Below are 26,651 nucleotides of genomic sequence, written 5' to 3' on the forward strand. Positions count from 1 at the left end.
TTTTTTTTGTCTTTTTAAATTTTTAAAAAGTGTAATGTAATTAGCTAGCTTGTTATTCCTTGCGAGCATTAGTGTTGTTTCATCGTACTTATCTACTTACTTATTTATAGCTAAAGTCAAGGCCAATGATATTGATTCGCATTTTGTTTTATGCTCTAATTGCGCTCATTTATTACAAGTATATTTAAATTTTTAGGGGATATTCATTATGCGGACCACAAAGTCATCGCTATCGCTAGCAATTACATTAGCTTTAGTATCATTAAATACAGTTGCTGAACAGCAAGGTGGTGGTGAAGAAAACGAAAGCCAAACAATTATGCCAGCAATGGAAGTTATTGATGTGGTAGGTAATGCCAATTCGGTAATATTAGATCATACCGGATCTGTTGTAGTGGTAAATCGTCAACAAATTGAGAAAATTCAACCACTATCTACTGAAGATATTTTACGTCGTATTCCGGGTATAAACACTAAAAGTGAAGAAGAAACCTCAATTGTGGCCAACTTTGGTATTCGTGGCTTATCTGCGAGTGAATCTAAATCTCTTATGTTAGAAGATGGTGTTCCTGTAGCACCTGGCTTATTTATTGGTAATGAGCGTTACTTCAATCCTCGTATTCAACGCATAGAGCAAGTTGAAGTATTGAAAGGCTCATCGTCACTTCGCTATGGTCCATCAACTATTGGTGGTGTAGTAAACTATCAAACAAAAACACCTGATGATGGTGTTATGCTGACAGGTCGAGCTGGTTCGTTTAATATGCAAGAAATCAGCTTAGAAGCTGGTGGCAAGAACGAATCAGGTGATGCTTTTGCTGGTGTTGTGGCAACACATGCTACCAGTGATGGTTTTATGGATAAAGGCTATGAAATGACTGATGTTATGGCTAAGGCTGGTGTTATTTTAGCTAATGGTCAAAAAATTGGTCTTAAAATTTCACGTTATGAAAATGATGCTGATATTTCTTATCGTGGTTTGTTAAAGGATGATTATTTAGCTGGTGCTGATTACAACCCAGGAGCAGATGATAAATTTTTAACAGATCGTACCGCGTTTGATATTAACCATGAGTTAGCTATTTCTGAGCAAGCTACTTTGAAAACGTTAGTGTATTGGAGTGAAGTAAGCCGTGATTATTGGCGTTATGATGTTGATACTGATGCTTCAAACGATGCTGGACGATGGGTTTATCAAGACACGTTAACGGGTAATAACCGTTCATTCGAACGTGTGGGTATAGAAACTCGCTTAACACTCGATCATCAGTTATTTGGTCTGACAGCAGATAGTGAGTTCGGCTTACGCTTTATGCAAGAAGAATCAAATGATACGCGAATCCGAGCTACACGCGCTGCTGATCGCACAGGTGTTAATGATCGACATAGAATTGATTCTGCAGACAGTTATGCTGCACATGCACAAACACGTATTGAAGTAAGTGAACGTTTTGCGATTACTCCAGGCTTACGAGTTGAATCATACGAGCAAAAGCGTCTGATATTAACTGAAGATAATAGCACAGCTAAAACGACCAATACTGAAGTTTTACCAGGTGTTGGGGTAACCTATAACCTAAGCGACTCAGCACAGGTTTATGGTGGCGTATATCGTGCATTTTCACCTGCTTCTAATGGTGTGGCACTTGATGGTCTTACCGATCAAGATTTAGATGGCGAACGTTCAACTAATTATGAATTAGGGCTTCGTGGTAATAAGGGCGATATCAATTATGAAGTTGCTGCCTTTGCTATGGATTTCAGTAATCAGGTAGTGACGGGTAACAGCGATCCAAACTTATCACAGTCTAACGGTGGTGAAACTGAGCATTTAGGTATGGAGTTCATGCTAGGCTATAACCTGGGTGGTGGTTTCAGTATTGATACTAACGCTACTTGGGTTCCTACTTCAGAGTTTAAAAGTGGTGAAAACCAAGGTAATCGATTACCGTATGCGCCAAAAATAGTCGCTAATCTTATATTGAACTACCAATATGAAAGCTTAAGCACAGCCTTAACTGTTCATCATCGAGGCGAACAATATGGTGATGCGAGTAATATTGAAGAGATCCCAACAGATGCGGCAGGCGGAATTTGGGGTGGTTTAATGCCATCTTATACGTTGTTAGATCTAACGGCACAATATAATTTAGCTAATAATTTACGTTTATTTGGCGCTGTAAAGAACTTGACAGATAAACGTTACATTACTGGTTTACGCCAAGGTATTTATGTTGGTCCAGAGCGCTCATTAGAAGTTGGCATAAGTTACAAGTTTTAAGTAAGTGACCTGAACTACAAAGTATTAATATTAAAATTTTTAGTGTTAGAAAATAAAGCATAGTCTGGGTAACCGGCTATGCTTTTTTTTGCCAGCATAGTTTAGGTGTTCTAATGCTCTAAATCCAGGTGGTAATCGATGTCGTTATTAAGTTACTTTAACCTGAACTCGGTTTAAGATGTTTTTAATTTATTAAACCGAGCTCAGGTTACTTTAGGTAAAGTGATTACAAATTTACATCCACCTAACGTCGAATCACTTAGCGTACAGCTTGCTTTATGCCATTCACAAATTCTTTGAACAATTGCAAGGCCTAAACCATAGCCCCCTTTTGTTTGGTTTTCACTGCGATTGCGGTGCGATTCTAATCGAAAGAAAGGTTTAAATATTTTGCTTCTATCTTCTTTAACAATTCCTGGTCCGTCATCCTCAACGATTATTTCTATGTGATGTTTGGATACTAATAAGCTTATTTCAATCGTACTTTTCGCATAACGTAGAGCGTTGGTTGATAAGTTTTGTAGTGCACGTTCAAGCAGGTGTTCATTACAATGATAATAACAGGGTTTAGGTGTTTGCCATTTTATTTGCAAATCATCAAGCCTATGCAACTTGTAGACTTGATGAGTTATTAACGCTGTTAATTCCACCGGTGACTTTTTAATATCTTGATTAATATTTTCTAAACGGGCGTAACTTAACATTTCATCAATCAGTGCTTCTATCTCACTAACATCTTGTGCCATATCTTTACGCTGCGCTTCGTTTGCCCCTTCAAGCATAGCGAGAGAGAATTTAAGTCTTGATAAGGGGGTACGTAATTCATGAGAAACTGCATTAACCAATTGCTTTTGATCCGATAATAGACGAATAATTCGATGAGCCATATCTTTAAAGGTGATGACAATTTGCTTGATTGGAGAGTGGTGATTTGTCGATACATCGACATCCAGCTTACCATTGGCAATATCTCCAGCCATATCGGTCAGTTGATTTAAGTCTCGCCATAAAGGTCTAGTCCATAAGGCAATAACACCGGCGAGTAATAAGTAAGAAATACATAAGAAAATCCACTTGAAGTGTTGATTATGAGTTTCTAGCTGGTTATTTCTAGTGAATGGTCCTAGTTGGTAAACAGTTGGGCTATCTAAAATTTTAACATAGAGAATAACGTTATCTTGTTCATCATAATTTAATACTATATTTCCTGATAATAATTTTTCTTCTTGTTCACTGAGCCAAGAAAAGTCACTCATGGGGGCTACTACTATTGGTACTTCAAGTGCTGTGCTAAGGAGTTTGATTGTTGAACCAGTTGATTGCGACTTTTCTTGATGTAATAAAGGTAAAAATTTTGCCACTTTTTCAAGGTGATGCCATTGTTGATTAGCGGGAGTTTCTGCATCAACAAAGTGCAACCAAAGTTGCTCAGATAGCCAATTAATTGATAATAAACCGATGATTATAACTAGGTATAAATTGATGAAAAGGCGATTCAAAATTATGCTACCAGCCTAGTGGTTATCATTGGGTTGTATGTTAGAAGCATGGTTTTCTTCCCAAGCACTACTACTAAACAAGTAACCTTTACCCCAAACAGTAATAATACGATATGGATTTTTAGTGCAATCACCTAGCTTTTTTCTTAAGCGCGAGACTCTAACATCAACACTTCTATCTAAACCATCATATTCTCGACCGATCATTTGCTTATGAATATACTCTCTACTTTGTGGCTCCCCCGCATTAATTGCCAATAACCAAAGTAGTTCAAATTCGTGGCTAGTCAACTCAATTGGCTCAGATGATAATGTTACTTGTCGCGATGTTTTAAATATACTCAATTGGCCAAAGGTTAAATTGTCTACTGACATTTTTTCACTGTGTTTTTTACGACGCATCAGCATGTTTATTCTGGCTAGAAGCACATGAGGTTCAACAGGTTTGATGATGTAATCGTCGGCACCTATTTCTAAACCCAGTACATGATCAAAATCGCTGTCTTTTGCAGTTAGAAATATTATTGGCTGAGCATAGCTATTACGAATTTTACGGCAAACAGAAAAACCATCTTCTTTGGGTAGCATGACATCTAAAATAATCAAATCTGGAGAGTGTTTTTGTAGAAAATTGACAACATTATCTCCTTGATGAAGCATCGATACTTGAAAACCATTTTGTTTCAAGAATTTAGCAATAAGATTAGCTAAACGTAAATCATCTTCGACAAGTAATATATGTCCCATTAGAAAAAGCTCCAATTTGCACGTAACCGACGACGATATTTATTCGGTATTGCCGTATTAATTTTTACGTTTTGGTTGGCAAATATTTGTTGATCGTTTTTTAAGGTAAATTGCATATTTTGATCAAGATAAATTTCGATATCTGTATTAATATCACGAGCATTTTGCCAACAAGTTAAACGTAAATCATTTTGAAACAGGCAAGCATCGATTAACTGCTCGCTTTGCCAGGCTACTTTTACTGTCATTTTACAGGTATCGCCAAGCTTTTTTACCATACAAACCGTAGGTTTAATGACTAATTTTGTGTCTGAATATGCGGCTACTGATTGTGACAAACTACTTAATATCAGAAAACCAAGAATATTTTTAACATTGCTAGAAGTCATAGGTGACTCCTGCAAAAATAGTATTAATATGATTATCTTTTACTAAAGGACTATCAGTCATATTACTATCTAAAAATACACGTTTAACATTAAATTTTGCGCTCCAATCTGCAGATATTTGATGTACTAGCGCTAAGCGGAAGTAAGGGTTAATACTTAATTTCCCTTGATAGGCTTGGGTTTTATTTTGTGCTTGTGCTGGTGGTACGCCATAGAAATAATCGACTAAGTTTTTACTGTTAACATTCGTACCAAAGCTATATGACATTCTTGTATTGGGTAACTGCTCAAATTTTAGCATCCGATTTAATTGAAATTGGCCATTAAACCCGTTATAGACATTATTTATATCGTGGAGAATTTGCACTTCAACATCAGTGCTTGAATCAATAAACCAATTTAACTGAATGCCACTATCTACAGCCCAGCGTTTACTTGAAACATCGTCAATAGTAATTTCTGGTATAATACTGTCATTGTCATTGTTGCCCTCAGCATTGTCTACTTCATCCTTATCAACAATATTACTTGGAGCACTACTGTCTAAAAAAATATTTTGAGGATGCCAGCGGGTAAAGTAAGCTTTTTCATGGTTTAGTTGGATAATTGTACTGACAACCAACTGTTGACCATTAAATAAGGTATAACCTAAGGTGTTATTTTCAAAAAATATTTTCTCACCATAGTAACTGATTTCAGGAATAAGGATTAAAGGAGTATTATCACCACCATTTAGAGGATTAGTATAGACACCAGCGCCTACTGAAACTGCAAAATTCCATTCTCCAACAATTGCACACTGGTCAGATTCTTGATTACAATCAGCTCGGCAATATTGGCTAAAGAGTAATAAGAGTAAAAAAAAATATTTCAAGTAATAAGCTACCTTTGGTTTAGAGTATATACACTCAAGCTAGCCTTGGTAAACATTTGAATAAATCGATCCAAATATAAGTTTAAGGGGTATAACCAGTAATAAAAGATACGTTTTTATTCATGATTTATGAAAGAGGTATCTTGAGCGACATTACTGTATAATTTACCACGGTTTGACACTATTGCTAGCTTCAATTACATCCAATTACATTTGGTTGCATTTAATAACAATATAAAAAATCCAGTAAGTATTAATTACGTTATATAATGTTCATTAGTATAAATTATATATGAATTACATGGAGAACAAAATGTTGGATAAAAAGCTAATACTTCTCGGTTATTTTTTTCTGTTAGTCGGTTGTGGTAGCGATGAAAAAACAGAAGCACCTGTTGAAGAAAATATTCAAGTAGTTCCTTCGCTTAATGATATGTCTATAGCGTTAACTCCTTTAAAAGCTGCAAATCCAACAGATTTTGAGCACCATTTAAAAAATGGGGTTTATCTTAATAGTACTCAAAAAACTGGTTTTTTAGAGCCCATTAATGCTGATACTGCCAACGCTACTGAATCGATAAGTAATGAAGGCGGTCAACAAAGTAATTATTCATTGACGATCAACCAAGAAGCTGGGGTAGCTGAAGGTGACCGCTTAAAATATGACGGCGAATATATGTATATTGCCAATGATGACTCTTATCAACAGCAAGGAGCGACTCAAGAGACATCAAAAACATCAATACGCATTGTGCAACGCAATGAAGAAGGTGGCCTTAGGGAAATGTCCAACACTGTGGTAAGCAAAGCCGCTTCATCGATTAATAGCTTATATTTGAGAGAAAATACACTGGCTGTATTGTCGAATATTTATGATTACTCTATTGCTAATAGCATGCTAACTTCAACTATTGCTATTGATCTGTTCTTTCCTACAGAACAAAATTTCAATTTGTCGTTATTAGATGTTAGCAATCAAGCAGCACCTAATATAACAACTTCTTATACTATGGATGGTTCTATCATTGATAGTCGACGTGTCGATAATGTGTTGTATATTGTGAGTAGTTTCTCACCTTATGTTTCAGGACTTCCTTATGCAACAACTGACGCTGAAAAACTGGAAAATTATCAACATGTATTTGCGTCTAATATTAGTGATTTTCTCCCACAGTTAACAGATTCAGAAGGTAATACCAGTAACTTAGTTGAACCAGAAAATTGTTATTTACCAGCAAACTCAACCGATAAAGACGGTTTTAATGGTATTGTAACCTTAACAACCGTTGATTTAACTCAACCTGATAGCATCTCTTCAGTTTGCATCAACACGCAAGTATCAGGGCTTTATGCTACGCCTACGTCTGTCTATTTATATGGCACGGATTATCAATATGAAAATAACCAAACGACAGAAACATCTATTATTCATAAATTTTCAATTGCGAAACAGGATATTGATTATGTTGCCTCTGGTACATTAGATGGTCGTTTTAATTGGGGGTTATCAAACCTTAGGTTTAGTGAAAAAGACAATAATTTAAGGGTTGTTACCACTAAAGGTAATCAAAGTGTTGGTTATGAGCATCGCCTAAATATTCTTAGTCCATCAGGCAACCAGTTAAAGCTTGTTGCGCAACTTCCGAATGACACCTACCCAAATAAGATAGGTAAAGTAAATAATGAGGGTATCGTACAAGAAGATATCAAAGCTGTTCGTTTTTTTGAAAACAAAGCCTTTGTTGTTACCTTTTTAGATACTGATCCACTATATGTACTTGATCTTAGTGACACAGAACAATTAAAGATAGCAGGTGCGCTCGAAATTCCAGGTTACTCTTCTTATTTACATCCGATCTCTGATAACTTGTTAGTGGGTATCGGGCAGAATGTTGATCCTAATAGAATGGTGTTCATTGATGCTATCGCGATTGATAGTGCAGAAAGTATCCCTATTATCGAAGGAGCTAAAATTAGTTTATTCGATGTTAGTAATATGAATAATCCTCTTGAGATTAATTCGATTGTTTATAAGGATGGTTATACGCCTGTTGAATATAATTATCATGCACTGACTTACTTAAAAATGCCAAATGGCACACATCGTTTTGGTTTACCCGTTGAAAAATGGTTGACAGAAACGGTAGTGAATCTTGAAACAGGTAATGAGATAGATATTTGGACTAGAGATAATGCGTTACAACTTATTGAGGTTACAGGTGATGATACCGATGCCTTATTAGTTGATAAGGGCAGTGTGAATGCTCTTATGGCATTAGAGCCAACATATATTTCTGGTTGGGATGACCGAGCAATATTCCATGGTGATGATATTTATTATTTGCATGGTAATAATATTTGGAAAAGTTTTTGGCAAACGCCGGAATTAACTACTGGCCCATTTTAAGCGCTAAACCTCGTTACTATGAGTTATATGAAGAGTAGCCACTATAATAATTAGTGGCTAATTTCTTTATATTCTAACCACAATAAAAATTCTTGGTATTGTGCAGTATTATTTTCTTTATGTTCTTTCCATTTTTTGAATAAAGCGAACTCAGCTTTCTTTGATAATGCCGGTGCAGTAGGGATGATATCTTCTACAGAAGTGTTGCCTTGTTGTTCAGCGTGCTTTTGAGGCTGTGCTTCAGCGGTAAGGTTATCAGTTTTTAGTATGGTAAATGCTCCTTTTTTACCGGTAAATAGTCCTGGCTCTTTTTCCATTTCATTATCAGCTAATGTAGCAGAACTTATAGTTAATAATGTAATAGCGATACCTAGCGTATGTTTCATCGTTTTTCTCCAAATAACGAGTAAAGGATAGCAGGTAAAATACCATGCTACCCTTTAATTAATAATGATTAAAACTTAACTAAACCACCTAAAACTAAAGCGTTAAAAGATTCTTGATCATCAGTATCGCCTTTTGTTGCTTGTGCCCATAATTGTACACCAGCTAAGGGTTTAAAGTTATACGCTAATGTTGTACGAGTATGGTCAGCACCAGATACGCCTGCAGCATCTTCAGAGCTGTAATTACCCATACTAATACTGACGGCATGTTTATCTTTGGTGTAGCCTAATTTCCAGTTGAGATACTCTCTTGTACTGTCATCAACCTGATCCGCTGTGCCATAAGTAGCAGTAAAGTTAACACCAGATGAATGTTTATAACCAGCAAGTATACCTCGGCCTTCTGTTGCGCCTAAGAAGCCTGCTGTAGAATTTTCATCTATATTTGCTTGTGGGTCATCATCACGATCAACATCACCGTAATCCACATTCCAAATATTTACTCGCCATCCATTAGCGACATATTTAATTGCCACCTCGTAGCCGCTCGCTTCACTCATTTGGGCGTAGAATTTAGCACCGTCTAAAAAGGTTGGTGATTCATAAATAATACGCTCATTAAAAATAGACTGAGCTTGTACAAGTGGTGTTTGACTCTCAGCCGCTGGACCGCGACGACTTGCACCAAAACGCTGACTCATCCCTAATGGATCTGACCACCAAGTACCTGATTGATCAACATCAGAAATAATCCAAGTAATCCCCGCACCTGTACCTAATTTTACTTTACCAAAATCACCGGCTATAGATAGTTCTTGGATACGTGTACGTGAATTTCCCTCAGTGTGAAGGACATTAGAAACGCCTTCATCTAAACCAACCTCTAACTGAGCACCAAACTTTACATTACCGTAATCAAATGTGCCTTTAAGGCCAAAATTTGATTCTGCAAATTCATGACGACCAAAATATACATCCTTCGAGGTATCATCTTTTAGCATATTGTAAGTAATTCGTCCGTAAACTGATACATCAGCTATAGCTGAATTTGTCACCAATAAAGAACTGCCAATTGCTAAAAAGAGTGCTGTTTTTTTCATTATCATATCCCCAATTTTTTTTATGTTTTTTATTATGTTTTTCTTATGTGAAGATAAAGTATTCAGGCAAAAATAAGACCAGTGCTAGAACCATTATCTGCATTAGGATAAAAGGAATTACACCTTTATATATTGTTGTTGTTTTAAGTGAGGGCGGCGCTACACCTTTTAGATAGAAAAGGCTAAAGCCAAATGGTGGTGTTAAAAAGGATGTCTGTAAATTCATTGAAATTAAAATGGCAAACCACACCAAATCTATTTCTAAAACCATAGCGACAGGTACCAAAATAGGTACAACTAAAAACGCTATTTCAATAAAATCGATAAAGAAACCTAAAATTAATATCGCTAACATAGACATCAATAAAAATGTCCACTTATCGCCAGGTAAGTCTAAGAAGAACTCTTCAACAATATATTCACTACCCGAGTAGCTAAATACCATAGAAAATGCAGTTGCACCAATTAGTACAGCGAAGATCATCGATGTTACTTTTACTGTTTCTTTAGATACATCGTTTAATTTCTTGAAAGAAAAACTACGATAGAAAACAGCTAAAACAACTGCGCCTAAAGCACCAATGGCAGAAGACTCTGTTGGCGTTGCAATACCTGAAAAAATAGATCCTAAAACCGTTACGATAAGTAATAATGGTGGAATAATATCTTTTGTCGCTTGCACTAAAAGTTCAGCTTTACTTTCAGTGATCTCCATAGGAGGACAATATTCAGGTTTAACTTTACCTAAAACTAAAATATAAATGGTGTAAACAACAATGAGTAACATACCTGGAAGTACAGCAGCTTTAAATAAGTCGCCAACAGGAACACCCATCACATCGCCAAGAATAATTAAAATAATTGAAGGTGGAATAATTTGACCCAAAGTACCTGAGGCGCAAATAACACCAGCCGCAGTAGGTTCATGATATTTATTCTTAAGCATTACTGGTAAAGATATAACCCCCATTGCCACAACACTCGCGCCAACAACACCGGTAGAAGCCGCTAATAAAGCACCAACAATAATCGTTGAAATAGCAACACCACCAGCAATACTACCAAACAGCTTCGCTGAAGATTCTAGTAAACGTTCAGCTAAGCCCGTTTTTTGCAAAACGATCCCCATGAAAACGAACATAGGAATTGCCATTAAGGTGGTATTCTCCATTACACTCATAATGCGGTACGGCATAAATGAAAAAAGATCTAAGCCTAAGGCAAGTACACCCACCAATACTGATACGCCAGCAAATGTAAAAGCAACTGAATAGCCAAAGAATAAAAATAGTAAAGCGACGACAAATAAAATTAAACCCGTCATTATTTCTCTCCTTTTTCTGGAACAAGAGTTGAAAGGCTTTTAATTTGAGTGAGCACTACATATAAAAGACAAACGAGTAAATAAATAGATGAAACAGGAATAACACTACGGATAATCCAGCGATGAGGTAATCCACCCGGATCTGCACTGCCTTCAGCCATAGTGTAGGCTTCTAGTGCATAGTCCCAGCTGAAATGTAAAATTAATAATGTAAATGGTAAGGCAAATAATAAAGAGCCGGCGATATTAATGATAGCTTGTGATTTTTTAGACAGTTGATCGTAAATAACATCAACTCTGACATGGCCATCTTCTTTCAATGTATAGCCAATACCGAACATAAACATAGCCGCATAAAGGTGCCATTCAAGCTCTTGCATTGCAATACTGACATCATTAAAGAAGTAACGCATTACCACATCGTAAAAGACGTTCAGAATCATCAAGATCATTAATACACTGCAGAGCGAGCCAACAGCGTTGATAAATTTTTCAAGGATATTTAATAAGGTTTTCATAATAATAACCTCCATAGTTACTTACTTAAGCAAAGTAAGTAACTATAGATTAGAGGGACGTTCTACTTAGCGCTAAAGCTGTCTAAGTAGGCACGGTCAGAGAAGTTTGTCCAAGCACGTACTTGTTCTTGGTAGCTTTTGATTGAGTCTAAAATTTCTTGAGTTTTAGGATCTTTACTTGCAAATTCAGCAAGTAATTCACTGTTAGCAACTTGGATTGCGTCCATTACTGGTTTAGGGAATGTACGCATTTTCACATTAGGGAAATCTTTTTGGATTGTTGCTAAGTTTTTACCACTTTCATGCGTTGATTGGGTATACATGTCGTATGCCGCTAACTTCATTGCTGCAACTAATATTTTTTGTAAATCTTCAGGTAATTTATCATAAGCTTTTTGGTTTACCATAAACTGAAGTTCAGTTGCAGGCTCATGCCAGCCAGTGTAATAGTATGGTGCTATTTTATGGAAGCCCATACGTAAATCTAATGAAGGTCCAACCCATTCTAACGCGTCAATGGTATTACGTTCTAATGCTGTGTATAGCTCACCTGATGGAATATTAGTAGGTTTAGCACCTAACTTAGCTAATACTTCACCAGCAAAACCTGGAATACGCATTTTCAAACCTTGAAGATCTTCAACCGTGTTGATTTCTTTGCGGAACCAACCACCCATTTGGTTACCTGTGTTACCACCAGGGAACGACATAATGCCGTATTTGTCGTAAACCGACTTCATTAGCTCCATACCGCCACCATGGTAGAACCAGGCGTATTGTTCAGCCGTTGTCATACCAAAAGGAACCGTGGTAAAAAACATAGTGTTAAAGTCTTTACCTTTCCAATAATATGATGCTGAATGACCCATTTGGTATTGGCCATTTTTAACAAAATCGAATATACCAAAAGCAGCTTTATGCTTATTAGCAGAATCGATTCGAATAGTGAAACGACCGTTAGATAATTCTTTTACTAACTTCGCCATATTTTTTGGTGCATCACCGAAGATAGGGAAATTAGGCCCCCATGTTTCAGCTAATCGCCATCTAACTTTCTCATCGCCAGCAGCATTTACCAGTCCAGAAAATGCAACTGATGCAACTAACAACGCTTTTATAATCATTGATTTTGACATTGTAATCTTCCCCATTTTGCGTTTAATACGCTTATTAAAGTTCGTATACTCTCGCAAAAATGGGGCATGTTAACTATTCGTATAAACACTTACTTACCTACCTAGTTATACGATCTATACTAGGTATTAATACGTAGGTAATAGTACGTGTTCAGTATCAGTTGATAGTAAAGTCTTCTAATATTTGTGATGATAGTTGACCGGCCGAATACAAATGGTTATTTGCATTCTTTTATAATAATCAACAAGAAGATTCCTTGATTAAATAACAAAGGTAAATTATGACACTACCACTACGACTTTTATATATTGCTATTTTTCAGGTGATTTTGACCTCAATCATTACTTATTATTTGGTTTCTAATGAGTATCGAGAGCTTTCGGTGAAAACAGTAAAAGAGCTTGAAATCTTTTTAATAAAACAAAAAGAGCAAGAGCTAAAAAATTACACTTCTATTGCGCTTACTTCTGTAGAGCATATGTACCCTATAGACAAAAATAATGACGATAAAGTAAAAGGCGTAGTGGCGGATATTGTTGAAAATATGCTCTATAACGGAGACGATGGATACTTCTTTATTTATGATACCAATGGCAATAGTGTCGTTCATCCCAAACAGCCTAATCGAGTTGGTCAAAGCTGGTGGGATTTAAGAGATGACAACGGTGAAATGATCATTCAAGTATTAATAAAAAATGCGCAAAAAGGTGGCGACTTTTATCGCTACAACTGGTCAAAACCATCGGAAGGTCAACCTTCAGAAAAAATGGGTTATTCAACCATGATAGAGCGTTGGGATTGGATGATAGGAACAGGCGTTTATTTAGATGACGTATATAAACAACTCAATGAAACTAAAAATGAAATTAGCCGACATATCAACAGAACCAAAAAAATTATTTTAGTGGTCGCACTATCCTCTATCTTCTTTATTTTTCTCTTTGGTATTGCGGTCAACCTTAGTCATAAGAAAAGGGCTGAAGAAAAAATAAATGAATTAGGCCAAAGAGTTATTGATGTTCAAGAAGAAGAAAATCGTCATATATCGAGAGAGTTACACGACGGTATTATTCAAATATTGGTTTCCATAAAATATTCTTTAGAAGCAACTCGGTTGACGCTACTTAAAAATAAACAAGAAAAACCAGAGCCGCTTACGCATGCGGAAAAAAATCTCGCTTTCGCTATTCAAGAAGTACGCAGAATTTCTCATCATATGCACCCGCAAGTACTTGACGAATTAGGCTTATCTGTTGCCATCGAGTCTATCGCGCAAGATTTTTCTAAACGGACTGGTGTAGCGATTCAAGTATTCAAACCTACATTAAGAAAATTATTACCTGACTTTATCAACACCACCCTTTTCAGAGTGGTGCAAGAAACCTTAACGAATATTCAAAAACACGCAGAGGCCAAAAGTGTTATTATAAGTTTATCAATACAGGATGACTGGCTAATATTAACAATAAAAGATGACGGTAAAGGCTTTGATATTGAAAATAATAATACTTCCTATGAAGGCATTGGCTTAAGAAATTTAGCTGAGAGAGTTCAATATCATAAAGGTGAGTTTGACATAAAATCATCGAAAAAAGGTACACTTATTACCGTCAAAATACCAATGGCTAGTTTTGTAAATCATTTCAACGCAGCAACAATAAGAACGAAAGACGATGATAGATAATAATAATAAGTCAAAAATTTCTGTCATGCTTGTTGATGATCACCCTATGGTACAAGGTGGTTTAACGGCATGTTTAGCATTTTATGATGATATTGAAATTGTGGGGGCAACAGATGACGGAGCTGAGGCTTTAAGTAAAGCAAAAGAGTTAAAGCCTGATGTTATTATCATGGATGTAAGTATGCCGAAAATGAACGGAATCGATGCGACTGAGATCATATCAGAGCAACTTCCAGAGACGCGTGTACTTATTTTTAGTATGCATGATAGACCAGAATTTGTTCGAAGTGCTATTGATGCTGGCGCTAGTGGTTATGTGCTCAAAGATACCTCGTCTGAAGAAGTTTACTTTGCGATCAAAGCGGTAGCTAAAGGTAATACTCATTTTAGTAGCTCTATCTCAAAAATGTTAATTGAAAATCCAATGCAAGCTGATAATGAAAGGTTAACCACACGTGAGCAAGTTATTCTTTCACATGTGGCGAGTGGCTTATCAAGCAAAGAAGTCGCCCGTAAGCTAGATATTAGCTTTAGAACCGTTGATGCGCATCGTCGAAATATAAAAACGAAATTAAAAGTCGAAACGCTAGCAGAATTAGTACGATACGCCGTTAACCATGGCTTGATTGAAAAAAACAAATAGCCCTAAAGTTTATTGATCTTATATTGTTAAGTGTTCTGTAAAAGGGCTATTTACAAACTTAACAGTATTTTATTGCTCATAAAAATACGTAATTATTCGAATGCTTGATTATAAAAAAGTTGTTCAGATAATGATATGTTTTCAGAGTCTATTTTTGCTTTATAGATCAATACTTCAACTCCTGATTCAATCGCTTCTTGTAGTAAGTCAGCATATTTTTGGTCAATATGTGCGGCAACTTTAAAACTTGTGATGCCTGTGTGTAATACGGTAAATAATAATACGGCTCGATGACCACTTTTTACAATACTCATTAGCTCTCTTAAATGTTTTTGTCCTCGAGCTGTAACGGCATCGGGAAAGTAGCCTTGATCGCCATCAAGTAGAGTAACACTTTTTACTTCAATATAGGTTTTCGCTTTTATAGTGCCAGTAATATTAGCGTTATTAGGATTACTTAATAAAATATCTATACGACTATTTTCTTCCCCGTATTTCACTTCTCTTTCTAATTTTGTAAAGTCTTGTAATTCTGTAATCGTACCATTGAGAATTGCTTCTTCTGCTAGTTCATTTGCTCGAATCGTATTCACACAGATAAAGTGATTTTTTTTAGTTTGTGTTAGCTCCCAACTGTGGGGATATTTACGTTTAGGATTAGTAGATGTGCTATACCAAACCGTATCTTCAGGTTCAGCACAACCAGTCATCGCACCAGTATTGGCAACATGCATTGTAATAGGTGAGTTATCTGCTAATGTCACATCAGCAAGGAAACGCTTGTAGCGCTTAATTAAGGTAGCAGGTTGTAAGGATAATTGCATAGGTAAACGTTATCTAATAAATGGAATCAACTTAGTATAAAGCTTACGATAAAAAGTGCTGTTAACAAAGGTGAAGTCTTTAGTTTATAAAACTATTTAGCCAATTTCGAGCAGGCTTTATATCACTAAAAAAATTAAATTGAATAGAACAGCTTTGATATACGCGTTGTAATTGCATTTGTAAAATATCAGCATGTGCACTATTAATAATAACAGCAGCAATTGCAATCATGCCGTTATCAACACGATATTCTGTTGTTTCAACCAATTTTTGTTCTGCTTCTGGGGTAAAAAGGCTGTTATCTTGAAAAGAAATTAAAGAAGCCCAAGGCTCATCACTCATTTTTTCGGTAATAATTTTTATATCTTGGTGATACTGTTCAGAAACAGTGTCATTAAAAGCGCCTTGTATATCAATAAGTAAAATATTACTTTGCCGCTCAATAGTATAAACTCCGTCTTCCGGTAATTGCATTATAGTGTCTACTTTACGCTAATATTATTGTGCACTATTGATAGCAACTTTATCGCTATTTGCCAAGTAAGCATATTTTATTGCTATTGCAAGTTAATAGAGAATTTAGCTTGTTCCTCTTGAATATTTTTTCTGTTACATATCAAATGATATTCTCTGGTCGATCAGCCTTGTAAATATACAGAGTGTTATTACAATAGTTATTAGTATAATTATCGTGTATTTGTTTTTTAGATTAAGAGTATCTATTTAAATCACTTTAATTATTATGCTTTTTACTAAATAATAGCTTCATTAAATGCCAACATGTAAATTTAAATAAATTAGTATCAAATAAGGAATACAAATGTCTGCTCAAAATGCAAATTTCGAAAATAAAGAAGGTCAAAAAGTTCCTTCAGTAACATTTCCAATGTTCGTTAATGGCAGTTGGAGTGAACGCGATACCCAAGAAATTTTTGCTGGAAAAACCGTTGTTGTTTTTTCATTACCTGGCGCTTTTACACCAACTTGTTCGTCAACGCATTTACCGCGTTACAATGAGCTAGCAAGTAAATTTGCGCAAAATGGCGTAGATGAAATTATTTGTGTATCAGTCAATGATACCTTTGTGATGAACGCTTGGGCTGCAGATCAAGATGCTGAAAATGTTAGTTTTATCCCCGATGGCAATGGTGACTTTACTGATGGTATGGGTCTACTTGTTGCTAAAAATGCTATTGGTTTCGGTAATCGTAGCTGGCGCTATTCTATGCTAGTTAAAGACGGTGTTATTGAAAAAATGTTTATTGAACCTGATTTACCAGGCGACCCGTTTGAAGTTTCTGATGCTGACACTATGCTTGCTTACATTAACCCTGAAGCAGTTCAAACAACGAAAGTTAGTTTGTTTACAAAACCAGGTTGTCCACACTGTGCTAGAGCTAAAACATTATTAGCTAAACAAGGTTTAGCTTTTGATGAATTAACCTTAGGCGATGAAATTAGTATTTCAGCTATGCGAGCAATCACTAATGCTGACACTGTGCCACAAGTTTTCATTGACGGAAAACATATTGGCGGTGCAGATGATTTAGAGAAGTATTTCTCTTAAGCATCCATTGTTTGCAATACTAAGCTCTATAGTTTGAGCAATAAGCGTTAAATAACTCCTAGCTTGTTATTTCTGTTTATTCAGTCAACTAAAGGCATCATATCTTTTAACTTGTTTAAAAGTGTGGTGCCTTTTTTTGATGTATTTTTGTTATAATATTAATTATTGTTAGTTAGCACGTATATTCAATCTAGTTTAAAGTTTTGACGTAAAACTCCTTGGGCAAGAGAGATAATTGCGCAGCTTTATATTTTGAAAAGACATCATTTATCTAGTGAAGGAGCACAAGAGTAAAAGATATAGCCAAAAAGACTATGAAAATACTGGAATAATTCATCAAAATAGCCAATTATATCGCTTCTTTTTATTTCAGTAGCAAAATATCATCATGACCACACCTAATCATTATATTCTTACTTGGCAATGTCCGGATAATACAGGCGTTTTAGCAAAAGTTTCACAAAGTTTATTTGAGCATGGCGCTTTTATTACTGAAACTTCGCAATATAGTGACCCTTATACAGAAACATTTTTTTCGCGTATCGCCTTCGATGATCGAAATTTAACGGTATCAGCAAATGAGTTTATAGAAGCTGTAGATGAGTTAGCTAAACCACTCAATATGGAATATAAGCTTCGTAATAAAAACGATGTACCTAACGTCGTTATTGCTGTTTCAAAGGATGATCACTGTTTAGTATCATTATTAACTAAATGGAAATCAGGTGTTTTACCCATTAATATTGTTGCCGTCATTTCTAATCACCAAGATTGCCAGCCACTTGCTAAATGGCATGGTGTTCCTTTCCATTATTTACCAATTACGAAAGAGACAAAAGTAGAGCAAGAAGCCGAAATACTCTCGTTAATGAATAAATGTGATGCGGATTTACTGGTACTTGCACGTTACATGCAAATTTTATCTGATGATTTATGTCGAGAATTAGCGGGTCGTGCTATTAATATTCATCATTCTTTTTTACCAAGCTTTAAAGGGGCTCGCCCATATCATCAAGCACATAAGCGTGGTGTAAAAGTTATTGGTGCAACAGCGCATTATGTAACAGCTAATTTAGACGAAGGACCTATTATTGCGCAAGAAGTGAAACCAATTAATCATACTTTCACTATCGAACAGATGGTTCATATGGGCCATGATTTAGAAGCAACAGCCTTAAGTCATGCGGTAAGGATCCATGCTGAGCAACGCGTCTGTTTGAATGGTGATAAAACAGTAATACTTGCCTAGCTCTAAAACTTAGCTATGGAATTTAGCTATTCGAGTCTAGATATTCAAATCGAACATAACTTAGCGTTGTAATAATTTCTATACAATCAAGCGTAGTGAATTGCTGACGTTTCATAAGTACTTAAATAGGGCTAAAATTAGCGAACTTAACTAAGGTGTGATTAAAATTAGATCATACTTTAGCTAAGTTTAAGAAGCCCTAATGATGATAAATATTGAAAAAATTCACCACGTCGCTTATCGCTGTAAAGATGCCAAAGAAACAACCGATTGGTATAAAGATAAGTTGAACATGGATTTAGTGTTAGCAATTGCTGAAGATGAAGTTCCTTCGACTAAAGCGCCTGATCCCTACATGCATATCTTTTTAGATGCTGGCAATGAAAACGTGCTCGCTTTTTTTGAAATTCCCAACTCGCCTGATATGGGACGAGATGAAAATACACCGGCTTGGGTACAACATTTAGCCTTACGTATTGAAAGTGTTGAAGCACTCATTTCAGCAAAAAAAACATTGGAAAGTAAAGGTGTCGATGTTTTAGGGCCAGTCAATCATGGGGTGTTTAAGTCAATTTATTTTTTTGATCCTAACGGGCATCGTTTAGAGTTAGCTGCTAACACAGGTACGCCAGAGCAATATAAAGAATTGAATCGTGTGGGTTATGATATGGTTGAAGAGTGGTCGAAAACCAAAAAAGCACCACGACATGCCGCTTGGTTGCATGAATAAAAGCAGTTAGAAAAGCACATTATTCAAAACCATTCATACGGTTATCCAAAACTAGAAACTATCCATTACTTTTTAACGGTTAATGGCGTAAAATAGCGCAATTAATCGTTAAAAAAGTATCATATTCATGTCTCGTACAAAAAAATCTAGAAAACCAGGTGGCGCGCCAACAGCGAAAGCCAAATTAAGTAAAGTTGAATTATCTAATATTGAAAAAAGAGTGCGTAAAAAAACAGGTAAAAAGCCGGGTAACCGTCAACAAGAAGCACAGCTAGATAATAATTTAGAGCAAAAGGCTAATCTGAATAAAGATCCTCGCATTGGCAGTAAAAAAGCTATCGATTTAGGCGCTCCTGTTAAGCCAGCTAAAAATGAGCCAGTTAAAGCTAAAGTAAAAACCAGTAAACCGAAACAAGATCCTATTGCCGCATTACGTTCTGTAAATGATGATACTGATGTGGAGCTTAGTTTAGCGCAAGAATTAGCTAATATTGAAGAAGATGAGCAGTTACAAGTTATTTTGGCTAAACAAGAAGATGGTATCGATTTAACGCACGAAGAAGTTAACTACTTTAACAACATGATGGAACGTCATGAAGAAATAAGCGCTGAATTAGATGATGAAGAAGACGAAATCATCAACACGAGCATTAGCTCTGAAGAAGATTTATGGGATAAGTTAGACAATTCCACTTTACCTGATTCAACTAAATAACATAATAGCTAAGGTTAATGAATATGAATCCCTACTGGTTTATTGCCGTTGTTGTTGCGGTAATTATCGTTTTAAGCTTAGCATTTTATGCAGGTAAATTGTTGAAACAATTGAGTGTACAAAAACGCGCCCAACAGCAAAATGAACTACTGCGTCAGCAAGCCTTAGCTAAGCATGATGATAAAATACTTGCTAGTGTGCAAATCATTGTACGTGCTATGCAAGAAGAGCAGTGTGATTTTAGTGAGGGATGTTGGCGTTTGTCAGTATTACTTGATTCTTTAAAATTGAGCAGTGAATTATCCCAACAATTTCCTGCGATATTTCAACAATATGAAGAAATAAAGCACCTTTCAATTCTTGGTGATAGAAAAAAACTCGATAAAAAACAGCGGATGAAAGAAGATTATCAACGTATGACTAGTGAAGCAAAATTACATGATGATATTGTGACAGATCTTGGCTTATTGAAACAGTATGTCACAGAAAGAATCAGTGCCTTAAAGGCTTCAAATTCAGTTACGTAACTACAGACATTAATGTGGGTTATTTAACATAAGAAGCAAGTTTAAATAACTTACACATTTCGATCATTGCTTGTGTTGAATCAATAAACTCGAAATTAATCTAAGTATAATACGCGTTATTAATCGCTTTAGCTTAGATAAATTACGGGTAACATCATGCAAGCAAGTCAATTTTTCGATCATCAATTACTCAGTAAATATAACACCAGCGGCCCTAGATATACCTCATATCCTACTGCGTTAGAGTTTAATGATGAGTTCAAGCATGATGACTTTATTCAAGCGGTAAAAGATTCATCTAACCGTGAATTATCGCTATATGTGCACATTCCTTTTTGTCATACCCTTTGTTATTACTGTGGTTGCAATAAAGTAATTACTCGCCACCGTGATAAAGCTGATATATACCTTGATTATTTAGCGCAAGAAATTGCCCTACAAGCCCCATTATTTAATGAGTATAAAGTTAAACAGCTACACTGGGGTGGTGGTACACCAAGCTTTTTAACACATAAACAAATTACAACCTTGGTGACACTATTAAAAGAAAAATTCGATTTTTCTGATGAATTAGAAATGAGTATTGAGATTGATCCTCGCGAAATTCAGATGGATTTAGCCGAACACTTATTTTCATTAGGATTCAACCGGTTAAGCTTAGGTGTACAAGATTTAGATTTAAAAGTACAAAAAGCAATAAACCGTGTGCAGTCAACCGAGTTTATTGGTGAATTTATTGGTCATGCAAAAGCGGTAGGTTTTCAGTCTGTTAATGTCGATTTAATTTATGGTTTACCGCATCAAACCTTAGAAAACTTCAAAAATACTTTAGACAAAGTGCACGAGTGGAACGTTGATCGTATTTCATTGTTCAGCTATGCCCATTTACCAAGTCGCTTTGCTGCACAGCGTAAGTTACGTGATGAATGGCTGCCTGATGTAAAACTAAAATTTGCCTTAATGAAGTTATCAATAGAAACACTTTGTAGTTATGGCTACGATTTTATTGGTATGGATCATTTCGCTAAATCGAATGATGAGCTTTCTGTTGCTCAACGTGATGGTACTTTGCATCGTAATTTTCAAGGTTATACTACCAAAGGCGGTTGTGATTTACTGGGGCTTGGCGTGTCATCGATCAGCAATATTGGACGTTCGTTTGGTCAAAATACTAAAGACTTAAAAAGCTATTATAACGCGATTGAAAGCCAACAACATGCACTTGAGCGTGGCGTTAGTTTAACTGACGATGATATTTTACGTGGTGAAGTTATTCGAGAGTTAATGTGTAACCTTTATGTTAGCAAAGTAAAGATTAGTGAAAAATATAATATCAACTTTGATGACTATTTTGCTGAAGATTTACCGTTATTAACATCATTTATTGAAGACGGTTTAGTTGAAAATAATGTGAAAGAAATTAAAGTTGAGCAAAAAGCTCGATTACTTATCCGTAATATTTGTATGAGCTTTGATGCCTATATGAAAAAGCATATTAACCAACAACGTTTTTCTCGGGTTATTTAACTTAGCCAAGTATCATGTTTTAAAGTTAACACTTGTATAAAACTGAAAGAAAAAGCCTGATAAAGAATCAGGCTTTGCAATGAGAGTGCATATATAATCAAATGCTTGGTAACTAACGTTATCTATAATTCGCTTTATTTAGTTTCTAAGTTAGTTAATCGAAGTTAGTTAAGGAAAGCAGCTTTAAAGTGTTCCTATTACGCCTTCTCGTCGCTTGTCTGCTGCACCTTTGAGTGTGCCATCAGGCTTGCGCATAATCACACTTAATCCTGAATTTTCTCCTCGTGATGAATCAACATCAAAGCCCATGTCTTTCATTGCTGAAATTAATGACTCTGGAGCAGCATCTTTTTCTAAACGAACGGTTTTGCCTCGGGCAACCATATTGGGTAAGTCAACAGCAGCTTGTGGATCTAAACCCCATTCAAACACACCTACTAAGGTTTTAACGGTATAGGCGATAATGTTGTTACCACCTGGAGAGCCTGTTGCCATTAAGAATTCACCTTCTTTATCTAACACAATTGATGGCGACATTGACGAACGAGGTCGCTTGTTTGGCGCAACCGCATTTACAATGGCATTGCCGTCTTTATCATGATGTTGAAAAGAGAAGTCAGTAAGTTGATTGTTTAAAAACATACCGCCAACCATACGCGTAGTACCAAAAATGCTTTCAACCGTTGCTGTCATCGACACAACATCACCTTTTGTATCTACAATGACAAAATGAGTTGTACCATGTACATCTTGTGTAGCATCAATACCGGCCGTTGTTTGACTAGCTGAATCGTTGTATGCCCAAGGATTGCCTACCGCATATGTCAGGGGGGTGGCTTTATCTGAAATAAGTTGAGCGCGTTTCGCTAAATATTCTTTATTTAACATGCCCGTAATAGGCATATCGACAAAGTTAGGATCGGCAATAAATTGATCTCTGTCGGCATAGGCGAGTTGTTGTGCTTGCGCCATAACAGCCCAATTTTTTGGATCATCAGGACCTGCCGCACTTGGGCGTGGACCATTTTCTAAAATGCCCATAATCATGCCAACAGCTAACCAAGATGACGGCGGCGGCGCGCCACATATTTGAGCATCTCGATAATCTTGACACAATGCAGTGCGCTTAACAGCTTTATAGGCGGCAATATCTTCAGCAGTTAAAGAACCCGCTCTAGGCTCTCGTTGAACCATAGCCGCTATTTTTTGAGCAATATCGCCATGGTAAAACTCCGTAGGGTCTTTAGAAATAATTGCTAGTGTTTTTGCGTACTCAGGATTTTTTAAGAGATAGCCAGTTGGGTGAGGAGCTCCCGCATCGTCATAAAAATATTCAAAAGCATCGGTAGGGCCTTCTTCAGGCGTACTTGGGATAAATTTGCCAAAACGCTCTAACATACCGTATAAACGTGGAGAAATTTCAAAGCCTTCAGTGGCTAGTTTACTTGCATAGCTAAATAAGCTGCCCCATTCTAATGTACCATGATCTTTATGAGCCATAGATAGCATAGCTACAACTCCTGGTGCACCGGTAGATAAACCACTGGTTTTCGCTTGAATAAATGGCATAGAATCACCATTTTCTAACATAAACATATCTGGTGTAGCGCCACTTGGTGCTGACTCACGGCCGTCATACACAGCTAATGTTTTTGTTTCATTGTCGTAATGCACCATAAATGCACCACCAGCTAAACCGGAGCTTTGAGGTTCAACAAGACTCAATACTGACTCAATAGCGATAGCTGCATCTACTGCCGAACCACCGCTTCTTAACACTTCTAGTCCAGCTGCTGTAGCATGAGGATTAGCTGTTACCACCATAGCTTGTGGCTTAGGTTGTTCTATTTTTTGCTCCGCTTTTTGTTCTGTTGGTATTTCAGCCGAACCGCACCCTAAAAGAGTGGTTGATAATACCGCTAACGCGAGCATGTGAAACTTCATAAGTTGTTCCTTATAGTTGAAACTTTACCATTAAGATCGGGTGTTTAAGACCTGATGGGCGAATAGTACATAAAAAAGGAGCAAGCCACGTTAAAAAAGTTAAAACGCACAAAAAGCCCTAAAATAATATATACCATTACTTTATTATCATATATATGTCTCTACTTACAATGAACTTATGTTAATAACGCATAATTTATCGTTTAATATCAATTACCTTATGTTAATAATCTCTAGAGATAGAATGTCAGCCTTAAATGGGGGGGACTTAGATAATGGTTGTTGTCCTTAAAGTAGGAAAACTATCCAACTAGCGTATGACTTAAAATAGAATAAAATATTAATTTAAGTCATATTAATTTAAGTTATATTATTTAAGTTATTCACGGTATCCTAAGCTGACGTCAGCTTAACTTAAGTCGCAATTTTAGTCGCAATTTTAAATTTTTCCCAAACTAAATTGATACCCAGCACTGTTAAAGATTAATTCAGTGTCTTTGCCTGTGTTAACTTCTTTGGCTAAGTCTACCCATTGGTAATAAACATTTCTATGTACCTTGGCCAACAATTCACGTCGAACAGTGACATAGAGTTCACCATTATCATTGCTTGTTATTGGATGGTTATCATCCAGTATAAATTCATTACCAACATTATTAGTTACTACCATGGTTGATTTGCTGTCATCTTGCCAGCGCCATTGCGTTAGTACAAAAGGAACATCTTCAACGGTAATTTTTATTTTTTCAACTGGCGTAACAAGGTAATAGTCGTTTTGCTCTTTTTTTAGCACAGAAGCTAATAATTTTACCAAGGCAGGACGTTTAAAAATGCTACCTGCATAAAACCAATCACCATTAGCTTTTATTTGTAGATCCATTTCACCACAATAATCAGGATTCCATAACTCAACAGGTGGAATTTTATCTCCCTGTGCTTTTATTTGTGCGGTAATTTTATCTAGTGACATAAGGTTTTCCTGCGGTTAGCCTGATATTAATCTTAGCAGTAATTTTGATAAATTGATAAAGGTGTAAGGTGATTTATCTGTTGTGTAAAATCATATCAATTCTATTGAATACTTATGCAAATTGAGGCACTATTTACCCACTTAAACAGAGCTCGCTGTGGTGCAGTTTATTTATATAAGCTACGTAGCGATAATGATCAATTGATCAAGGAACATTAATGAAACCGAACACTAAGCCGAACATTAAACCGGCCAACCCTAACTTTTCTTCAGGCCCATGTGCAAAACGTCCAGGTTATGATCTTGCTGCACTTAATACTGATAGTTTAGGTCGTTCACATCGTAGTACTATCGGTAAAGCACGTTTACAAAAAGCGATTACTGAAACCTTACGTTTATTAAACTTACCAGAAGGTTATAAAGTGGGTATTGTCCCAGGCTCAGATACAGGAGCTATGGAAATGGCCATGTGGTCATTGCTAGGTCAGCGGCCAGTAGATGTTTTTGCATGGGAGTCATTTGGCTCGGGTTGGGGCACAGATATCGCTAAACAGCTGAAATTAGACGATACTCGTATCTTTACTGGTGAATATGGCGATTTACCTGATTTTTCGCAAGCCAATCCTGACCACGATATTATTTTTACTTGGAACGGAACAACGTCAGGCGTGAAAGTTGAAAATGCCGATTGGATCAGTGAGCAACGCACGGGATTAACCATTTGCGATGCCACTAGTGCTGTATTTGCTATGGATCTTGATTGGAACAAAATAGACGTGGCAACCTTTAGCTGGCAAAAAGTGCTCGGTGGTGAGGGGGCTCATGGCATGTTAATTTTAAGTCCTCGAGCGGTAGCAAGATTAGAGTCGTATACACCAGCTTGGCCAATCCCTAAGATCTTTGCTTTAACCAAAAATAATAAATTAATTGATGGCATTTTTAAAGGCGCCACCATTAATACACCGTCCATGTTATGCGTTGAAGATTACCTTGATGCATTAAATTGGGTTGATGAAATTGGCGGTTTGTCTGCGGCGGTTGCAAAAAGTGAAGCTAACCTAAAAGTACTATCGGATTTTGTGGCGCAGAATGACTGGATAAACTTCTTAGCTAAAAGACCTGAAATTTGTTCAAATACCAGTGTATGTTTTGAATTAAAAGCGAATGCTGAGCAAGTGAAAAAAATTATTAACTTACTCGAGCATGAAGGTGTTGCTTTTGATATAGGTGCTTACCGTGATGCCCCTGCAGGTTTACGTATTTGGGCTGGTGCAACCGTTGAAAAATCTGATTTAGTTGCCTTACTACCTTGGTTAACGTGGGCGTATCAACAAGCAACAGCATAATATTATACCTGTATTTATCGTAATAAAAGCGCGAATAGGCCCTTATTTTTAGCAAGTAAGATTAATCGAAGAAAAATAATAGCAAATCTCTTCGATTAATTATTATTTTTACTTGCACAAAGCACGATAACTCATTAAAATCCGCGCATTGTTTCAAACCTAGAAACAATATTAGTAAAAATCAGTGGTGGCTATAGCTCAGTTGGTAGAGCCCCGGATTGTGATTCCGGTTGTCGAGGGTTCAAGTCCCTTTAGCCACCCC

At 36.4% G+C, this 26,651-nt stretch carries 24 protein-coding genes and 1 tRNA gene; 12 read left to right on the plus strand and 13 right to left on the minus strand.

Going from position 1 to position 26,651, the window contains the following annotated elements; all coding sequences use genetic code 11:
- Positions 1 to 208: 208 nt before the first annotated feature.
- On the plus strand, positions 209 to 2,281 hold the full coding sequence (locus tag Q4503_RS12400; RefSeq protein WP_303602462.1) for a TonB-dependent siderophore receptor: 2,073 nt from the start codon (positions 209 to 211) through the stop codon (positions 2,279 to 2,281).
- Between the two features lie 203 nt (positions 2,282 to 2,484).
- Here the strand turns inward: Q4503_RS12400 and Q4503_RS12405 are convergent, their stop codons facing one another.
- The 4 genes from Q4503_RS12405 to Q4503_RS12420 are packed head-to-tail and all read right to left on the minus strand — an operon-like array spanning position 2,485 to position 5,790.
- Complete coding sequence (locus tag Q4503_RS12405) at positions 2,485 to 3,780, minus strand: ATP-binding protein (protein WP_303602463.1); 1,296 nt, start codon at positions 3,778 to 3,780, stop codon at positions 2,485 to 2,487.
- Positions 3,781 to 3,795: 15 nt separating this feature from the next.
- A complete protein-coding gene (locus Q4503_RS12410; RefSeq protein ID WP_215973959.1) occupies positions 3,796 to 4,527 on the minus strand; it encodes a response regulator in 732 nt (243 codons plus the stop codon).
- Positions 4,527 to 4,916 carry a DUF3019 domain-containing protein gene (locus tag Q4503_RS12415; RefSeq protein ID WP_215973958.1) on the minus strand — a complete coding sequence of 130 codons (390 nt, stop codon included), beginning with the start codon at positions 4,914 to 4,916 and terminating at the stop codon, positions 4,527 to 4,529. Before Q4503_RS12415 ends, Q4503_RS12410 begins: the two co-directional genes overlap by 1 nt.
- On the minus strand, positions 4,906 to 5,790 hold the full coding sequence (locus Q4503_RS12420; RefSeq protein ID WP_303602464.1) for a MipA/OmpV family protein: 885 nt from the start codon (positions 5,788 to 5,790) through the stop codon (positions 4,906 to 4,908). The genes Q4503_RS12415 and Q4503_RS12420 overlap by 11 nt, the downstream gene beginning before the upstream one ends.
- 313 nt (positions 5,791 to 6,103) lie before the next feature.
- Here Q4503_RS12420 and Q4503_RS12425 point away from each other — a divergent pair, with 313 nt between their 5' ends.
- The gene (locus tag Q4503_RS12425) at positions 6,104 to 8,197 is read left to right on the plus strand and encodes a beta-propeller domain-containing protein (RefSeq protein ID WP_303602465.1); all 2,094 of its coding nucleotides are present in this window, start codon (positions 6,104 to 6,106) and stop codon (positions 8,195 to 8,197) included.
- Between the two features lie 50 nt (positions 8,198 to 8,247).
- Here the strand turns inward: Q4503_RS12425 and Q4503_RS12430 are convergent, their stop codons facing one another.
- From Q4503_RS12430 to Q4503_RS12450, 5 genes are all read right to left on the minus strand, one after another.
- Positions 8,248 to 8,583 (minus strand): hypothetical protein, encoded by a 336-nt coding sequence (locus tag Q4503_RS12430; RefSeq protein WP_215973955.1) that lies wholly within the window; start codon positions 8,581 to 8,583, stop codon positions 8,248 to 8,250.
- 68 nt (positions 8,584 to 8,651) lie between these two features.
- A complete protein-coding gene (locus tag Q4503_RS12435; protein ID WP_303602466.1) occupies positions 8,652 to 9,683 on the minus strand; it encodes a porin in 1,032 nt (343 codons plus the stop codon).
- Positions 9,684 to 9,726: 43 nt separating this feature from the next.
- Positions 9,727 to 11,007 (minus strand): TRAP transporter large permease subunit, encoded by a 1,281-nt coding sequence (locus Q4503_RS12440; protein ID WP_215973953.1) that lies wholly within the window; start codon positions 11,005 to 11,007, stop codon positions 9,727 to 9,729.
- Positions 11,007 to 11,525 (minus strand): TRAP transporter small permease subunit, encoded by a 519-nt coding sequence (locus Q4503_RS12445; protein WP_215973952.1) that lies wholly within the window; start codon positions 11,523 to 11,525, stop codon positions 11,007 to 11,009. Before Q4503_RS12445 ends, Q4503_RS12440 begins: the two co-directional genes overlap by 1 nt.
- Before the next feature lie 62 nt (positions 11,526 to 11,587).
- Entirely contained in the window at positions 11,588 to 12,649 is a 1,062-nt protein-coding gene (locus Q4503_RS12450) for a TRAP transporter substrate-binding protein (RefSeq protein ID WP_252727613.1), read from the minus strand.
- Positions 12,650 to 12,942: 293 nt separating this feature from the next.
- Here Q4503_RS12450 and Q4503_RS12455 point away from each other — a divergent pair, with 293 nt between their 5' ends.
- Positions 12,943 to 14,346 (plus strand): cache domain-containing protein, encoded by a 1,404-nt coding sequence (locus tag Q4503_RS12455; RefSeq protein WP_215973950.1) that lies wholly within the window; start codon positions 12,943 to 12,945, stop codon positions 14,344 to 14,346.
- The gene (locus Q4503_RS12460) at positions 14,336 to 14,989 is read left to right on the plus strand and encodes a response regulator transcription factor (RefSeq protein ID WP_215973949.1); all 654 of its coding nucleotides are present in this window, start codon (positions 14,336 to 14,338) and stop codon (positions 14,987 to 14,989) included. The genes Q4503_RS12455 and Q4503_RS12460 overlap by 11 nt, the downstream gene beginning before the upstream one ends.
- Before the next feature lie 92 nt (positions 14,990 to 15,081).
- Here Q4503_RS12460 and sfsA read toward each other — a convergent pair whose 3' ends face one another.
- Both sfsA and Q4503_RS12470 read right to left on the minus strand, forming a co-directional pair.
- Complete coding sequence (sfsA, locus tag Q4503_RS12465; RefSeq protein ID WP_303602467.1) at positions 15,082 to 15,813, minus strand: DNA/RNA nuclease SfsA; 732 nt, start codon at positions 15,811 to 15,813, stop codon at positions 15,082 to 15,084.
- 79 nt (positions 15,814 to 15,892) lie between these two features.
- Positions 15,893 to 16,288, minus strand: a complete 396-nt coding sequence (locus Q4503_RS12470; protein ID WP_215973947.1) for a hypothetical protein — start codon at positions 16,286 to 16,288, stop codon at positions 15,893 to 15,895.
- 346 nt (positions 16,289 to 16,634) lie between these two features.
- Between Q4503_RS12470 and Q4503_RS12475 the strand changes: the two genes are divergently transcribed.
- The 6 genes from Q4503_RS12475 to hemN all read left to right on the plus strand — a co-directional run bounded on the left by Q4503_RS12475 (position 16,635) and on the right by hemN (position 22,129).
- Complete coding sequence (locus tag Q4503_RS12475; protein WP_215973946.1) at positions 16,635 to 17,381, plus strand: glutathione peroxidase; 747 nt, start codon at positions 16,635 to 16,637, stop codon at positions 17,379 to 17,381.
- Between the two features lie 388 nt (positions 17,382 to 17,769).
- The gene (gene purU, locus Q4503_RS12480; RefSeq protein ID WP_215973945.1) at positions 17,770 to 18,630 is read left to right on the plus strand and encodes a formyltetrahydrofolate deformylase; all 861 of its coding nucleotides are present in this window, start codon (positions 17,770 to 17,772) and stop codon (positions 18,628 to 18,630) included.
- Between the two features lie 205 nt (positions 18,631 to 18,835).
- On the plus strand, positions 18,836 to 19,360 hold the full coding sequence (locus Q4503_RS12485) for a VOC family protein (RefSeq protein ID WP_215974026.1): 525 nt from the start codon (positions 18,836 to 18,838) through the stop codon (positions 19,358 to 19,360).
- Positions 19,361 to 19,487: 127 nt separating this feature from the next.
- Positions 19,488 to 20,075 (plus strand): Der GTPase-activating protein YihI, encoded by a 588-nt coding sequence (gene yihI, locus Q4503_RS12490; RefSeq protein ID WP_303602468.1) that lies wholly within the window; start codon positions 19,488 to 19,490, stop codon positions 20,073 to 20,075.
- A gap of 23 nt (positions 20,076 to 20,098) precedes the next feature.
- Positions 20,099 to 20,602, plus strand: coding sequence for a DUF2489 domain-containing protein (locus Q4503_RS12495; RefSeq protein WP_215973943.1), 504 nt, complete (start codon positions 20,099 to 20,101; stop codon positions 20,600 to 20,602).
- 156 nt (positions 20,603 to 20,758) lie between these two features.
- The gene (gene hemN, locus Q4503_RS12500) at positions 20,759 to 22,129 is read left to right on the plus strand and encodes an oxygen-independent coproporphyrinogen III oxidase (protein ID WP_303602469.1); all 1,371 of its coding nucleotides are present in this window, start codon (positions 20,759 to 20,761) and stop codon (positions 22,127 to 22,129) included.
- Positions 22,130 to 22,312: 183 nt separating this feature from the next.
- Here the strand turns inward: hemN and Q4503_RS12505 are convergent, their stop codons facing one another.
- Positions 22,313 to 24,073: a gamma-glutamyltransferase family protein gene (locus tag Q4503_RS12505; RefSeq protein WP_303602470.1), complete on the minus strand. Its 1,761-nt coding sequence runs from the start codon at positions 24,071 to 24,073 to the stop codon at positions 22,313 to 22,315.
- A 439-nt stretch (positions 24,074 to 24,512) separates the two neighbouring features.
- A complete protein-coding gene (locus Q4503_RS12510; RefSeq protein WP_215973940.1) occupies positions 24,513 to 25,043 on the minus strand; it encodes a DUF1285 domain-containing protein in 531 nt (176 codons plus the stop codon).
- A 218-nt stretch (positions 25,044 to 25,261) separates the two neighbouring features.
- Here Q4503_RS12510 and Q4503_RS12515 point away from each other — a divergent pair, with 218 nt between their 5' ends.
- Together Q4503_RS12515 and Q4503_RS12520 are read left to right on the plus strand one after the other, a co-directional pair.
- On the plus strand, positions 25,262 to 26,389 hold the full coding sequence (locus Q4503_RS12515) for a phosphoserine transaminase (protein WP_215973939.1): 1,128 nt from the start codon (positions 25,262 to 25,264) through the stop codon (positions 26,387 to 26,389).
- Between the two features lie 187 nt (positions 26,390 to 26,576).
- A tRNA-His gene (locus Q4503_RS12520) sits at positions 26,577 to 26,649 on the plus strand.
- Positions 26,650 to 26,651: the final 2 nt, after the last annotated feature.

Origin of the sequence: Colwellia sp. 6_MG-2023, assembly GCF_030547765.1 — a bacterium.
Classification (GTDB): Bacteria; Pseudomonadota; Gammaproteobacteria; order Enterobacterales; family Alteromonadaceae; genus Colwellia.